This window comes from Palleronia abyssalis (genome assembly GCF_900302445.1).
GTDB classification, from domain to species: Bacteria; Pseudomonadota; Alphaproteobacteria; order Rhodobacterales; family Rhodobacteraceae; genus Palleronia; species Palleronia abyssalis.
Map to the genome: position 1 here is coordinate 123,661 of NZ_ONZF01000011.1, position 15,400 is coordinate 139,060.

The 15,400-nt window shown below is 62.9% G+C and carries 11 protein-coding genes; 8 read left to right on the plus strand and 3 right to left on the minus strand.

Translation table 11 applies throughout. From position 1 onward, the window contains the following. The first annotated feature begins 11 nt into the window (after nt 1-11). The 4 genes from PAA8504_RS18135 to PAA8504_RS18150 are packed head-to-tail and all read left to right on the plus strand — an operon-like array spanning nt 12 to nt 5,219. Nucleotides 12-1,235, plus strand: a complete 1,224-nt coding sequence (locus PAA8504_RS18135; protein ID WP_108895554.1) for a metal-dependent hydrolase family protein — start codon at nt 12-14, stop codon at nt 1,233-1,235. Then, nucleotides 1,235-2,416 carry a pyridoxal phosphate-dependent aminotransferase gene (locus PAA8504_RS18140; protein WP_181375864.1) on the plus strand — a complete coding sequence of 394 codons (1,182 nt, stop codon included), beginning with the start codon at nt 1,235-1,237 and terminating at the stop codon, nt 2,414-2,416. Before PAA8504_RS18135 ends, PAA8504_RS18140 begins: the two co-directional genes overlap by 1 nt. Further along, complete coding sequence (locus PAA8504_RS18145; protein WP_108895556.1) at nt 2,413-3,846, plus strand: hypothetical protein; 1,434 nt, start codon at nt 2,413-2,415, stop codon at nt 3,844-3,846. The genes PAA8504_RS18140 and PAA8504_RS18145 overlap by 4 nt, the downstream gene beginning before the upstream one ends. Next, nucleotides 3,846-5,219, plus strand: coding sequence for a dihydroorotase (locus PAA8504_RS18150; protein ID WP_108895557.1), 1,374 nt, complete (start codon nt 3,846-3,848; stop codon nt 5,217-5,219). Before PAA8504_RS18145 ends, PAA8504_RS18150 begins: the two co-directional genes overlap by 1 nt. Before the next feature lie 71 nt (nt 5,220-5,290). Here PAA8504_RS18150 and PAA8504_RS18155 read toward each other — a convergent pair whose 3' ends face one another. Both PAA8504_RS18155 and PAA8504_RS18160 read right to left on the minus strand, forming a co-directional pair. Continuing rightward, nucleotides 5,291-6,190 carry an ABC transporter permease gene (locus tag PAA8504_RS18155; RefSeq protein ID WP_108895574.1) on the minus strand — a complete coding sequence of 300 codons (900 nt, stop codon included), beginning with the start codon at nt 6,188-6,190 and terminating at the stop codon, nt 5,291-5,293. 46 nt (nt 6,191-6,236) lie between these two features. Next, complete coding sequence (locus PAA8504_RS18160; RefSeq protein WP_108895558.1) at nt 6,237-7,211, minus strand: ABC transporter permease; 975 nt, start codon at nt 7,209-7,211, stop codon at nt 6,237-6,239. Nucleotides 7,212-7,566: 355 nt separating this feature from the next. On the opposite strand from PAA8504_RS18160, the gene PAA8504_RS18165 reads away from it, so the two are divergent. The 4 genes from PAA8504_RS18165 to PAA8504_RS18180 all read left to right on the plus strand — a co-directional run bounded on the left by PAA8504_RS18165 (nt 7,567) and on the right by PAA8504_RS18180 (nt 12,159). Continuing rightward, nucleotides 7,567-8,559, plus strand: coding sequence for an ABC transporter ATP-binding protein (locus tag PAA8504_RS18165; RefSeq protein WP_245897686.1), 993 nt, complete (start codon nt 7,567-7,569; stop codon nt 8,557-8,559). Then, nucleotides 8,556-9,527, plus strand: coding sequence for an ABC transporter ATP-binding protein (locus PAA8504_RS18170; RefSeq protein WP_108895560.1), 972 nt, complete (start codon nt 8,556-8,558; stop codon nt 9,525-9,527). Before PAA8504_RS18165 ends, PAA8504_RS18170 begins: the two co-directional genes overlap by 4 nt. A 281-nt stretch (nt 9,528-9,808) precedes the next feature. Continuing rightward, nucleotides 9,809-10,501, plus strand: a complete 693-nt coding sequence (locus PAA8504_RS18175; RefSeq protein ID WP_108895561.1) for a GntR family transcriptional regulator — start codon at nt 9,809-9,811, stop codon at nt 10,499-10,501. 104 nt (nt 10,502-10,605) lie between these two features. Then, nucleotides 10,606-12,159: an ABC transporter substrate-binding protein gene (locus PAA8504_RS18180; protein ID WP_219928945.1), complete on the plus strand. Its 1,554-nt coding sequence runs from the start codon at nt 10,606-10,608 to the stop codon at nt 12,157-12,159. 478 nt (nt 12,160-12,637) lie between these two features. On the opposite strand, the gene PAA8504_RS18185 is transcribed toward PAA8504_RS18180, so the two are convergent. Then, nucleotides 12,638-15,400: choice-of-anchor D domain-containing protein (locus PAA8504_RS18185; RefSeq protein WP_146190528.1), on the minus strand; the 2,763-nt coding region annotated here is incomplete at its 5' end.

A 15,400-nucleotide genomic window follows, 5' to 3' on the forward strand; every position in this document is an offset into this window, starting at 1 on the left:
GGGAGACACCGATGCCAGAACCGGCAGCATGGAAATACCAGAAGATCACGAAGAAGATGTTCGACGGCGAGCCTTCCGAGACAGTGCTTTTCGGCCGGGTCATCACCGCTGTCGGGAACGAGGTGATCGAGGACGGCTTCGTCCACATTTCGGGCGGTCGGATCGCAGCGGTAGGCTCGCGACCCGAAGCCCCCGGGGACGTCGCCTCGGAGGAAACCGGCGGCACGCTCATGCCCGGCATGATGAACAGCCACGCCCACCTCAGCTGGGACGGCATTCACGAGCTGTCGCAGCAATCCATGTATGACGCACCCGAGATCCGCGCCTACAAGGCGGCCGGAAACATGTTGAAATCCCTGCGGGCTGGGATCACTCTGGTCCGCGACCTCGGCGTTCACGACGCGAACCTCTTCACCAAGCAGGCCGTCGCGCAAGGCATCTTCCCCGGTCCGCGGCTTCTGGTGTCGGGCGAAAGCATCATCCAGACCGGCGGGCACACCTACTGGGTCTGCCGCGAAGCGTCGGGCGCGGACGAGATGCGCCGCGCGGTGCGCGATCAGGTAAAGGGCGGCGCCGACCTGATCAAGATCATGGCGTGCCACGACACGCTGGAATTCACGGATGACGAGCTGCACGCCGTCATCGACGAGGCCCATCGCAACAGTCTGCCGATCACGGCCCATGCCACCTTCGACGCCTGTATCCAGCGCGTCGCCGAGTTCGGGGTCGACTGCGTGGAACATGGTGGGTCGATGTCGGACGAGACGATCCAGCTCCTGCTCGACAAGAAGATTCCCATAGTCACGACCTTTTCGGCCCTCGTGATCCAGGCCAATCCCGACATCGCCCGCGCCTTCGGCATTCCGGAATGGAAGATCGAGGAACGCCAGAAAGCCGTCGCCGACAAGGCCCGCTTCGACGGACTGGTCCGGGCCGCAAAGGCCGGGGTGCCGATCGTCTTCGGCACTGACGCGGGAAGTCCCGCGGTCGAACACGACAGGATCGTCCCCGAGCTGGGTTTCATGGTCGAGGTTGGCGTCTGTCCCGACAACCTCGACGCCCTGCGCGCCATCACCGCCCGCGCTGCAGTTCTGAACGGGTTCGGCGACAGCCTTGGCACGCTTGAAGCCGGGAAGCTGGCCGACGTGATCGTCGTGGACGGCAATCCCGACCAGGATCTGACCGCGCTGGAGCGTGTCACCCGTACCTATATCGACGGAAAGAGGCTTCACTGATGTCCCTGCTGCACGACCGAATTGCCCCCCGCATCGTCGAGGAAGACGGATCCTTTCGCACCAAGATGCTGGGTATCGCCGCCGGCATGGACGACGTGATTGCCCTTGGCCGGGGCGATCCGGATTTTCACACGCCCCGGCACATCGTCGATGCGGCCAAGGCCGCGCTCGACGCCAACCAGCACCACTATACCGGCCCCACCGGACTGCCGCCCCTGCGAACCGCCATTGCCGAGAACCTGACTGCCGAGTTCGGGCTCGACTACACGCCGGACGAGATCGTCGTCACGGCGGGGGTGCAGGAATCCATCATGCTACTGATGCTGGGCCTCTGCGCGCCGGGGGACGAGGTGCTGATCACCTCGCCCCGGTTCACCACCTACGACACAGCTGTGCATCTGTGCGGCGGGGTGCCGGTGCCGGTACCGACCTACCTCAAAGACGACTTCGCGCTGGACCCGGCCGAGATCGAGAAGCGCATCACCGACCGCACGCGAATGTTCGTCCTCGTCTCGCCCAACAACCCCACCGGAGCGGTTACCCCGCCCGCCGTGATCCGGCAGATCGCCGAGCTTGCCATCAAGCACGACATCCTGATCGTCGCCGACGAGATCTATGCCAAGCTGATCTACGCGGGGCACGAGCACCTTTCGATCGCGACCCTGCCCGGCATGCGAGAGCGGACGATCACGCTCAACGGCTTTTCGAAGACCTACGCGATGACCGGCTGGCGCGTCGGCTACATGGCGGCCCCGCTGGACTTCATCGATAAAATGACCGAGCCACGGCACACCCTTTCGATCAACACCTGCACGATCAGCCAGCACGCGGCCCTTGCCGCGCTGACGGGCCCGCAGGAACCAATCGACGCCATGATCGCGGAATACGCCGAGCGGCGCGACTGGCTGACCGGGGCGCTGGACGAAGCGGGCCTTGGATACGGTGCGCCGGGTGGCGCCTTCTATGTCTACACCGACATTTCCTCGACCGGCATGAAGGCCAAGCCGTTCTGCGAGGGGCTGCTGCGCGAGACGGGCGTCATGGTCTTTCCGGGCGACATGTTTGGCGAACATGACAGCGACTTCATCCGCATCAGCTATCTCCAGCCCCTGCCCCTTATCCAGAAAGCGATGGGTCGGATCGCAGGCTTCGTCGCGACGCAGAAGGGGGAAGCGGCATGAGCGCTATCTCCAAACCCGATCCCGCCGAGAAGTTCGTCGGGATCCAGGTCTCTCCGATCTCTTTCGTCGACGAGGGGGTCGATGCGGTTCTGGATACGTTGAAGGACCGCGTCGGCGTCAACGTCCTGATGCTGGGCACGGTCTCGTGGCTGGGGCTGAAGACGGGGCGTTCCATCTCTCACAAGCTGGATGGCTGGCCTGACCACGGCGTGCCCGAACCCTTCACCATGAAGGGCGGTGCCTATTTCAATCCCGACCCGAAATTCTACGCCAACACGATGATCAAGGATTTCCGCGCCACGGACCCGGAGATGGAGGGGATCGACATCCTCGACCTCGTGATCCCCGAAGCCCGCAAGCGCGGCATGAAGGTCTATCCCGAGCTGATGGAGCCGTTCTTCAAGTATGCCGGTCATGGCTCGGCCAACACGATCGAGGTGCCGAACCTGCCGCAGGTGATGGAGATAGATTGCTTCGGCCGGCCGAAGGACGAGCCTTCGACCTCGAACCCCGATTACCGCACCTGGATGCGCTCGATGATCGAGGATCAGGTCAGGCGGTATGACATCGACGGGCTGATGTGGTGCAACGAGCGTAATTCTCCGCTGGACCAGATGGTGCAGGGCCAGGCGCCCGGCGATTTTTCCGAAGCGACGCTGGACGAGGCGCGGCGGCGCGGCATCGACACCGAGGCCTGCCGGCGCGGGCTGATCCGGATGTACGAGTTCATGCAGGCAGCCATCGCGGGCGACGCGTTCGACGACGGCGCCTTCATCGAGTTCCTGCGCGTGCTGATGGCCAATCCCGAGGTGCTGATCTGGGAACGCTTCTGGCTGAAGCGCAACAAGGATCTCGACCGCGAGATCTGGGGGTTGATCAAATGGTGCAAGCCCGGACTGCCCGTCGGCTTGAACGTCTGGAACCGGAACCACTTCAACATCTTCCGCCGCGCCCAGTGGCCGTGGCACGAGCAGACGATGTACGCGGATTGGGTCAAGCCGATCACCTATCAGCACCAGTCCGGCGAGATCTGGGCCAAGGAGTTCGGCTTCTTCCACAAATCGATCCTGCGCGACTTCGATGGCGTCGAGGCTGCGGCGGTGATGTCGAAAATGCTGGGCCTTGGCGCGCCGCCGCTCGACCGGGCTGTGCAGGACGGGATGGACCCCGATGTTTATGTCTACGGCCAATGCGCCGATGCGCTGCGCGGGGTGCACGGAAAGGCGAAGGTCTATATGGGGCTTGGAATCGACGCGCCCCGCGTGCGCGAGGATCAGGCGAAGTGCACGCCCGACATCGCCTACCGGTCGGTCATGGCGACGTACCGGGCGGGCGGACATGGCGTCGTGCTGTCGCCCAACTACGCGTCGATGAAGCTGACGAACCTCGACGGTGTGGCCAACGCCCTGACGGAGCTGGGTCTGAAGTGATGGCGGATCTCGTCATTTCCGGCGGCGATGTGCTTCTGCCTGAGGGTCTGTCGCGGGTCGATGTGTCCGTGACGGGCGGCAAGGTGTCGGGGCTGCATACCCCCGGCACCGCGCCCGACGCGGGCGAGGTGATCGACGCGACCGGCCGGACCGTCCTGCCCGGCATCGTCGACATCCATTTCCACGTCCGCGCTCCGGCCTATCCTGAGCGGGGAACGGTCCTGTCCGAGACCCGCGCAGCAGCGGCAGGCGGCGTGACCACGATTTTCGAGATGCCGATCTCTAAGCCCTGTTGCGCGACGCCCGAAATCTTCGAGGACCGCCGCGCCCATTTCGCGCAGCACGCGGTCGTCGATTTCGGCCTCTATGCCGCGCCGGGCGACCTGACCGAGGCGACGTGCGACCGGTTTCTGGACCAGGGGGCCATCGCCTTCAAGATCTTCACCACGCCCGCGCCGCCGGGCCGGGGCGACGAGTTCGACGGGCTGGCCTTCCCGGAAGAGGACGACCAGTTCCGCGCGCTGAAGCTTCTCGCCGGCACGGGTCGCCCGGTCGTCGTCCACGCCGAAAGCGCCGCGCTGCTGGCCCATTTCGACCGCATCGCGCGGGCCGATCTGAATCCGGCGTCGAGCTATTCCCACAACCTGTCGCGCCCCACCGTCTGCGAAAGCGTGGCCGTGGCCAAGCTGCTGGCCATGAATATGTCCGCCGGGGCCAAGCTGCACATCGCCCATGTCACCAGCGCCGAGACGGTCACGGTCCTGCGCGCGTTTGCCGGAACCTCGGACTTTACCGCCGAGACCTGCCCGCAATACCTGTTCTCGACCGAGGACGACGTTGATCGCGCCGGGGTATACGCCAAGGTCAACCCGCCGATCCGCAGCAAGCGGGATCAGGACGCGCTTTGGCAGGCCATCGCCGATGGCACGATCACTCATGTCACCACGGACCACGCCCCCTTCGCCAAGGCCGAGAAGGCGGCGTCCGAAGGCAACTTCTTCGACGCGCCGCCGGGATCGCCCGGGATCGAGACGCTTCTGCCGGGGATGCTGGATGCCGTCGCTGATGGGCGGCTGACGTTGAAGCAGGCACATGATCTATGCTGCGCGAACGGCGCGCGGCTTTACGGGCTGGCGCCGCGAAAGGGAACACTGCTTCCCGGTGCAGATGCCGATATGGCCATCGTCGATCCGGGTAGGGAAACCGTGGTCACGCTCGGCTCGCTCGTCACGCATGCCCGTGATGTGGCGCATCTTTGGCAGGGTCGCCGCTTCCGCGGCCGGGTCGAACGCACCTTGCTTGCAGGGCGCACGGTCTGGAACGGCACCGAGGTCACTGGCCCCGAAGGCGGCGGCAGGTACATCACCCCTTGATCTTGAGATTGCACAGTGAAACGAGCGGACCTGCGGGCCCGCTCGTTTTCGTGTGATTTGAGGCTTTCGCCTCAGCTTCGCTCCTTCAGACGCGGGTCCAGAAAGTCGCGGAGCCAGTCGCCGATGATGTTGAACGCCAGCACGGTGAAGACGATAGCAAGGCCGGGATAGACCGCCAGCCACCATTTGTTACCCAGAAGGTGATCACGGCTTTCCGCCAGCATCGATCCCCATGTCGGAACATCCGGCGGCACGCCAAGGCCAAGGAAGCTCAGCGCTGCCTCGGACAGGATCACGCTGGCCACGTTGAACGATGCGATCACGGTCAACGGTGCGACAATATTGGGCAGGATTGTGCGGAAAAGGATGGAAAACAGGCTGTCGCCCATCGCTCGCGCGGCCTCGACATACTCCTTCTCGCGCAGGCTCAGGGTCTGCGCCCGAACGATTCGGGCGTAGGTGATCCACTGGCCGATCCCGAGAACCAGGATGATGTTCACCAAACCCGGCCCGAGCACCACGAGGAACATGATCGCCAGAAGGATGAAGGGAAACGCCAACTGGATGTCCCCGAGTCGCATGATGACATCGTCGATCCAGCCGCCGAAATAGCCCGAGATCAGGCCAAGAAACGTGCCCAATGTGCCGCCTACCGCGATCGAGGCAACCCCGACCAGCAACGACACCCGGGCACCGTACAGTAACCGCGAGAACACATCCCGACCCAGATGGTCCGACCCCAGCCAATAGACCGCCCCGTTGGCACCTTCGGACCCGGGGGCCAGCAATCGCGCCATGATGTTCTGGCGGTTCGGATCGAAGGGCGCCAGCAGTGGGCCAAAGACGGCGACGAAGCACGCCACGAACAGGATCAGCATTCCCACCAGCGCCCACCGAGACGTCACAAGGCTACGGAAGGCGCGTGAGAATTCTCGCCGCCGGTGAGAGACGGGCGGCACAGGCTGGGTCATTTCGAGCCGGGCCTGACTATCCACGTTTACCATTTCCGAAGGCCTTTCACAGCTTCACCCGCGGATCGAGCCGCGAATAGATGAGGTCGACGATGAGGTTCAGGACGATGAAGACCAGCGCCAGAAGGATGACCGAGGCCTGAACGACCGGGATGTCCCGCTGGTTGATCGCGTTGAAGACGAGCCGGCCAATTCCCGGATAGGAGAACACGGTCTCGACAACCACGACCCCGCCTAGAAGGAACCCGAACTCAAGCCCGATCATGGTGACCACGGGCAGCCAGGCGTTGCGCAGAGCGTGATGAATGATGACCTGCTTTTCTTTGATCCCCTTGGACCGGGCGGTTCGGACGAAATCCTGCTGTAGGACTTCCAGCATGGACGACCGCACCAGACGTGCGTTCCGCGCCAGCGTGTACGACCCGACCGCGATGGCCGGCATGATCATGTAGTAGATGCTTTGCGGCAGGTTCCCGAACGCCTCGGCGAAGTTGCCTTCGGCCAGCGGCATCAGGAAGGGCACGTGCCCCGAGATCGGAAACCAGCCCAGATAGAGGCCGAAATACATGATCATCATGATGCCCATCCAGAAATTTGGAATAGACTGGCCCAGCATGGCGAAGGTCATGATGCCCCCGTCGATTGGCGTCCCGCGCTTCAAGGCGGAGTAGATCCCAAGGGGGATCGATAGGGCGATGGCGACGAACAGCGAGAAGAAGGTCAATTCGATGGTTGCCGGCATAGCCTCCAGCACCACCCCCATGGCCGGTTCGCGATAACTGAGCGAATTGCCGAAATCGCCCTGTAGGGCATTCCAGATGTAGCTGAGATACTGGATGTGAAGCGGCTGATCGAAGCCCAAAGCGACGCGCGCACGCTGGATCTCCTCAGCACTCGCGGCTTCGGACACGAAAAGGTAGGTCGGATCGCCGCCCATCTGCAGCGATATGAACGAGATCAGCGTCACGCCTATGATCACGATGACGCTCTGCGCAAGACGGCGGATCAGGAACGACCACATTGCGCCCACCTCCCTTCCGATCCCGTCGCGGTCGGCAGGCCCCTTCTTTCTTGCATGCTCACTTTTCGTGCCCCTGGCGTTGTTTCGACGGTCCGTCCGCTGCTGTTTCGTGCCCGGCGCTTGACAAGCCCGGAAGGGCCGAACCAGAGTGGATTATAGATTGTCGACAGTAGACCAACAAAGAAAAGACCAGTCAAGCGATGTGCCCTAGCCGAAGATGTTCCAAAGTTGGGACGGCGTTCCAGCTGCAACCGGTCGATATGCGGGCCGACAAACGGAGACTGCCTTGACAATGCCCTTACCTCGGAGCGAAGCGCCTATCACGGCATCGGCACATGCACGCCCCCTGCTGCGCGTGAAAGATCTTCAGACCACTTTTCGGGTCGGCGGCAACAAGTTTGTGCGGGCCGTGGATGGCGTCAGCTTTGACCTCGATCCCGGCGAGACGGTGGCGATCGTCGGTGAAAGCGGATCGGGGAAGTCGGTGACAAGCCTGTCCATCATGGGGCTGCTTCCCCATGACAGCGGCGAAGTCACAAGCGGCAGCATGCGGCTGGACGGCCAGGAGTTGCGAGACCTCAATCCCGAAGCGATGCGACGGATCCGGGGAAAGAAGATCAGCATGATCTTTCAGGAACCGATGACCAGCCTGAACCCGGTGCATACGATCGGGCGTCAGATTTCGGAGGTCGTGATCCATCACGAGGGTCTGTCGCACCGTGCTGCCAGGGCGCGGGCCATCGAAATGCTCGAGCTTGTGGGGATTCCCGAACCAACCCGCCGGGTGGACAATTATCCGCACCAAATGTCCGGTGGAATGCGACAACGGGCAATGATCGCCATGGCCCTGTCCTGCGAACCCGCCGTACTGATCGCCGACGAGCCGACAACCGCCCTCGACGTGACGATCCAGGCGCAAATGCTGGAACTGATGCAGGATCTGCAGGATCGAATGGGCATGGCTATCATATTCATCACCCATGATCTGGGCGTCGTGGCGGAAGTCGCTGACCGGGTGGTCGTCATGTATGCGGGCGAAGTGGTGGAAAGCGGAACGGTCCACCAGATCTTCGAAGCGCCGAGAATGCCTTATACCGTGGGTCTGATGAACTCGATCCCGCGTCTGGGCACCAAGTTGCCGGGCAACCGGCTTCAAACCATTCGCGGCACCGTCCCACCCCTGTCCAATCTGCCCCGGGGCTGCCGGTTTCATCCACGCTGCGACCATGCCACCGATGTCTGCCGGGGCACGGGAAACCACCCGTCTCTCGATGCGGCGGCGCCAGGCCATCTGGTTCGCTGCGCGCGCTGGAAGGACATCAGGTTCGACGTGGAGGAATCCGCATGACCGCCGCGTTGTTGGAAGTCGATCATCTGCAAATGAACTTCCCGATCCACGGGGGCCTGCTGGGACGCGTGAAGGCTGAGGTGAGGGCCGTGAACGACGTGTCTTTCCGGATCGGCGCCGGCGAGGTCGTCGGACTGGTCGGGGAAAGCGGGTCGGGGAAAACCACGGTGGGGCGCACCCTCCTCCGTCTGGAAGAGGCGACATCGGGCAGCGTAAGGTTTGACGGGACCGATATTCTTCAGCTTCCGGGCGACAAGATGCGCGCGTTCCGCAAACGAATGCAGATCATCTTCCAGGATCCGTTCGCCAGCCTGAACCCAAGGGACAAGGTACGCGAGATTCTGGGCCACCCGCTGAAGCTGCATCGCATCGGAAGCGCGTCGGACCGCACCGACAGGATCGTATCCCTGCTGGGCAAGGTCGGTCTGGGCGCCGAACACCTCGATCGCTATCCGCATGAATTCTCGGGCGGGCAGCGCCAGCGGATCGGAATTGCCCGCGCCCTGGCGGTCGAGCCCGAGTTCATCGTCGCGGACGAACCGGTCTCGGCCCTCGACGTTTCAATCCAGGCGCAGGTGATCAACCTGCTTCAGGACCTTTGCAAGGATCTGGGTCTGACCATGCTCTTCATCGCCCACGACCTTGGGATCGTCGAGCATTTCTGCGACCGGGTCATCGTGATGTATCTGGGCCGGATCGTCGAGACGGGGCCAGCGTCGGCAATCTATGCGCGCCCGAACCACCCCTATACCAAAGCGCTGCTTTCGGCAGTGCCCCAGCCCGTGCCCGGCGGCCGGAAAGACAGGGTCATCCTGAAGGGCGAAATCCCCAGCCCGATCAATCCCCCATCCGGATGCGTCTTTCGAACCCGCTGTCCGATGGCCAGCGTCGAATGCGCAAGCGTCGTACCCCCATTAAAAACGGTCGGCTTGGACGACCACCTGAGTGCCTGCATCAACACCGCCTGATGTCTTCCGTCTAAAACGCCTGAATCTTGCGCAGCATCGTCTGCATTCTGCAGCTTTCCATTTGCGAGGCTTGACAGCCCAAACCCGGGTGAACACTGTAGTCAAATGAATTGTCGACAACATCCAGACTACAATAAGGCAAGGCAGGCGGGCCCGGTGGATTGTATCCAATCGTCATTACTACGGTCGAACACTCTTGCCTCTCAAATGCATCTTCGTGTTGGTACGTTTACCCCGGTGCGACAGCACCGGCGGACAGACAAAGTAACCGAGGAGATGGTATGAGTATAGAAGAAGCTGGCACCGCGACGCCAATGGAGGATATCGGGCCGATCGAGAACGTGCCCCTGCGCGTTCAAGTCGCCAATCGGCTACGGACGGCGATACTGTCCGGCAGACTGAAGCCCGGAACGAGCTTGGTCGAGACCGCGCTTGCCGACCAGATGAATGTCTCACGGGCGCCAATACGCGAGGCGATCCAGATCCTCGAAAACGACGGGCTGGTCGAGACCATCGCCTACAAGGGAAAACGGGTCAAACCGCTGACTGCTCGCGAGGTCGAAGAGGTCTATTCGCTGCGTGAAGCCTTCGAAGTCATGGCGGTGCAGCGGATCATCGAACGCAACACGCCCGTTGACGCCCTGCGCGCACCCTGCGAGGCCATGCTCAAGGCGGCCGGAGACGACGACCTGGAGGGGCTCGTCGCAGGCGACGAGGCGTTTCACAGGACCCTGATCGAAATCGCGGATCACGACCTTCTCGCCGCCTCGTGGAAGAGCCTCTATCTTCGCATTCACCAGATCATGGCCCTGCGCAGCCGTAAGGATCACGATCTTCAGGCCATCGCATCGAACCATCCGCCCATCGTCGACGCCCTCGCGGCACGCGACATGGATCGTGCCGTCAATCTGATCTCCGCGCACACCCGCAATCTCAAGGAACTCGACCCGGAGACCATCGCAAAAACCACCTGATTTCCGGCCCTGTCACGTCGTCATGCAGGTCCCCGGAGTCCCGGTCGCCATCGAACAAGAACAATCGGCGGCCGTCACCACCAACCACAGGGAAAGGACCTCAGATGCCTGAATTGAGAAGACTGGTCGGCTTGACGACCACAGCCATGCTGCTTGGAACCACGGCGATGGCCCAGGCCAACGACGAAACGATCACCGTGGGCCTTAGCGCGGACATCACCACACTCGATCCCGCAGCGATCTCGTCGCGCGACAACTCCAACGTGGCGCGCCACATCTTTGGCACCCTCTTCACCATCGACGGCGACGGGAACGAGAATCCCGATCTAGCGGAAAGCTACGAGGTCTCCGAAGACGGGATGACCTATACCTATACGTTGCAAGAAGGCCTGACCTGTCACGACGGCGAGGCCCTGACGGCCGAGGACGTGGCCTATTCCTTCAATCGTGCCGCGGACCCCGAGAACGGCTTTACCGGAAACACCCCCGGCTTCGTCTTCTCGTCCATCGACTTCCAGGACGCCGAGGCCACGGGCGAGCTGACCGTCGACATCAATCTTGGCACGGCCAACCCGATCGCCTTCGGCCTGATCGACGAGGTCTTCATTCACTGCAAAGACAGCTACGAAGCCATGAGCCTGGACGAGGCGACGTCCAATCCTGTCGGTTCAGGCCCCTACGAGCTTACGGAGTGGACCCGCGGGTCCGAGATCGTCCTTGACCGTGTCGATCCCGAGGCCGGGTTCGCACAGATCGTCTGGCGGATCATTCCCGAGGCCTCGACGCGCTCTGCCGAACTGATCGCCGGCAATGTCGATATCATCACCAACGTCGCCCCCGACCAGATGGAGGCGATCAACAGCCGCGGCAATGCCGAGGTGGACCCGATCCAAGGGACGCGCCGGATGTATGTCGGCTTCAACCTGTCCGACAGCATGGCCCAGGAACCCGGCGGAGAGGCCATACAGGACCCGATGGTGCGCCGTGCGCTTCAATACGCCGTCGACGTGCCGACGATCTGCTCGCAGCTTCTGAACTTCGAATGCGAACGGATGACCGGAATCGTCAACCCGCCGAATGCGAACCAGAACCTCGAGCCGTACCCATACGACCCGGCAAAGGCCGAGGAAATGCTGGACGAGGCCGGCTGGCCCCGCGGTGACGACGGCGTTCGGTTCCCCATCCGCTTCCAGGCCGGGCCCGGTCGCTACCTGAACGATGCCTCGGTCGTCCAGGCGATTGCCCAGTATCTCGGCGACGTCGGCCTCGACGTCGACCTCGATACGATGGAATGGTCCAGTGTGTATATCCCGCTGATCCGCGAGCGGAACGCCGGCCCACTCTACTTTATCGGGTCAGGCGGTGCCTTGTGGTCGCCCCTCTACGACATGGCCGATCTTTCGGCCGTGGACGCGGGGACGAATTACACACACTGGGACGATCCCCGCTGGTTCGACCGCTGGGAAGATATCAATGCAGCCGAAACCGAGGAAGATCGCCGCGTGATCATCGATGAGATGCTTCAGGTCTTCTATGACGACGGGCCGTGGTTACACCTCTATTTCCAGCCGGACTTCTATGGCGTCTCGAACCGGATCGACTGGGAACCACGCCCGGACGAGAAAGTGTATCTATGGAATGCCTCTCTGGCCGGATAGTGCCAACGAAGCAGTCTCCCCTCTTGGCCCGTCAGACATCTGGCGGGCCAAATTCGTTTGGGCCTGGTCGTCTGTGCCAAGATGGTCTTCGACGATCCACGGGACGGAGCGGTCTTGTCGGAGACTACCACGGTCGTGCTCGATCTGGCGAAGAATGTATTCCGGTCGCACGCAGCGGACGCATCCGGGTACCTTTGTTTCACAAATGCAACGGGGATTCATGTTATGAATTCCGCATGGTAGCTGGGGCGCACAAGCAGACTCATCACTCCGAGCGGGAAACTAACCGGCCCATGATGAAGCCGTGAAGCGGCGCGGTTCCTCGGCGATCTGATTTGGTCCGGAGATGGTCCGGGTGCCGCCCCCCCTTCGAAGGGCGACAAGCCAAGTTTGCCGCGCACTAGGGACGAAATCCCTATACCACACGCAAGCAGAGTGCCGGTGACATTTGTGCACTCCTTAGGTGAGATCGGCGGTGTCAGAAGACCCTCTCGTAGGAGAGCGAGAGACCGAACTGCTCGAAATTCGACAAGCCCAGCCCTTCATGGAACCCCGACAGCCGGAAATTAACGGCGTCAGTTGCATATGTAACGCCAAGCTCGACCCGGGCGCGTGCGCCCTCGACCGCCTGAAGCGTCGAGGAAGACCCGTTAGCGCCGTAATTGTAGGTGTAGGAGGCCTGGACTTCCCCATCCAGCGACCACGGAGTGATGCCGCTGCCAAGCGTCCGGTCGAAGCCCACCCCAAGAGCGATCGCGCCAAGTTCGATCTTCTGTTTTTTAATGTAGTTTCCCAGACTGTCGATATATCCCTCCTGCTCGTCCGACGCGTAGGAGGCCGAGACGTTCGGGAACCACGTCACGCGCTCGCGCTCGAGTTCGCCCGTCAGTTCCGCATGGACCAAGACGCGTTCCGTTTCGAATTCGTCCGTGTAGGTTCCGAAGGGCGCAATCTCGTTGTCGGACCTTCCGTAAAGCATATAGCCGTGAAGGTAGAGCGGCTGCTCGGGTAGCCCGAAGGCAAGGTACGGACCGGCCAACCAGCCTTGGCCCTTGATCCGTGCGTCACCGTCTTCGCGGGTTATGCTGTCGAATTCCACCATCGCACCGAGGGCGGTGTTCCCGTCAAGCCAAGTATGCCCGCCAAACGCACCGAAAACATAGTCGTTCTCGGCGCCATGGACATTCGCCCATGACCCTTGAAGCGTGAACCAGACCGGTTGGTCCGAGCGCGACCGGAGATTCAGCGCCGTAGCGTCGCCCGTGGTCGACAGAGAGAAGGCTCCGCGGTTCTTCCCAAAGACGAACCGATGAAGATCAGGCTGGCTAGACATCAACATGCCTGCCCGCTGCCCCATGAACTTCGCGATCTCGGTACGGGTTATCTCTGCAGTCTCGTTCTCGACGTTCACGACCCCCGACGCGAGATTCGTGAGCCCCGAGTCGGCCTTCGCGACACCAGCTGGGATGGATATACGAACCGAGCCGTTGCCGGCGGGCTGGATGCTCAGGATATAGATCGCGCCGCTGCCAGAGACGGCGGAGACGGTCCCGGCAGTGACCGCGACGTCTCCCGCCTCGAAACCGGTCACCGCTTCGCTGAAGCTGGCCGTTACTCGGAACAAGGATCTGCCTGCAAACCCGTCAGGCGCATCCGAAAGCATGACCGTCGGCCGTCCTGCGGTGCCGCCCGACACTCTGATGTCGTAGGGGGTCTCGTCCGCGTCGTCGCTGACAATGTCGAGATCGAAGCCGAAGGGCCCATCCGCGGTGGGTGTATAGTTCACGATCAGCGTGGTGGTCCCGCCGCTCGGCGCAACCAAGGTAGAGCCGAGCGTCAGGCTGTTGACACTCACGTTGCTTGCGGCGGCGATACTTGTCCCGATGCTCGGCGCGGAGAGCGTCAGCGTTTCACTTCCGGTATTGGTGATCGTGTAGGTCACACTGGCTGCAGTGGCAGGGGCCGGGGCACTGGTAATTTCATCAGTACCGCCATCAGGGACCGCCCCACCCTCTGAAGACGAGACGTCGATCTCCGGCGCGCCGGTCGCGGTACCGGAGACGGTGAAGTCGATGACCGGGCTGCCTCCGCTATCCTTAACCGAGAGGTCGAAGGCGAAAGCTCCGGCAAGGACCGGGGTGTAGTCCACGACCAGCCTCACAGTCTCGCCACTGGGGACGACGCGCCCCAAGCGCGGGGCGAGGCTCTTGACGGTAGCGTTGTTGCCCCCTGGGACGTTGCCCCCCACGGCCGGCGCGACCAGCGTCAGGCTATTCACTACCACGTTTCTGGAATTTGAAACGTTGTCAGCGACATTCGGAGCCGCCAGCGTCAGTGGCGCGGCGCCGGTGTTTGTGATCGTGTAAACAATTTGCGCGCCTCCTCCAGCTGCTGGGGATGAAGCTACCGCATCGGTGCCCCCGTCTTCGATGGTACCGTCGGGGCCGGAAATCAACGTTCCGCCGCTGGCGGTGCCCGACGCGGTAATGTCGTAGGGGGTCTCGTCGGCGTCGTCGCTGACGATGTCGAGGTCGAAGCCGAAGGCCCCGGCGGCAGTGGGGATGTAGCTCACGGTCAGCGTGGTGGTGCCGCCGCCGGGCCCGACGGTGGTCGACCCCAGCGTGAGGCTGTCGACGGTGACGTTGCTCTGGCCCGAGACGGTGCCGCCGACGCTCGGCGTGGTCAGCGTCAACGTGTCGGTGCCGGTGTTGGCGATCGTGTAGGTCACGGTCGCGGCCACCCCCGCCACCGGGGAGGACGTGAACGTGTCGGTGCCGCCATCGGCCACCGCCCCGCCCTCGGACGAAGAAACGCCGATCTCCGGCGCGCCGCTGGCGGTGCCCGACGCGGTAATGTCGTAGGGGGTCTCGTCGGCGTCGTCGCTGACGATGTCGAGGTCGAAGCCGAAGGCCCCGGCGGCAGCGGGGGTGTAGCTCACGGTCAGCGTGGTGGTGCCGCCGCCGGGCGCGACGGTGGTCGACCCCAGGGTGAGGCTGTCGACGGTGACGTTGCTCTGGCCCGAGACGGTGCCGCCGACGCTCGGCGTGGTCAGCGTCAACGTGTCGGTGCCGGTGTTGGTGATCGTGTACGTCACGGTCGCGGCCACCCCCGCCGCCGGGGAGGACGTGAACGTGTCGGTGCCGCCATCGGCCACCGCCCCGCCCTCGGACGAAGAAACGCCGATCTCCGGCGCGCCGCTGGCGGTGCCCGACGCGGTAATGTCGTAGGGGGTCTCGTCGGC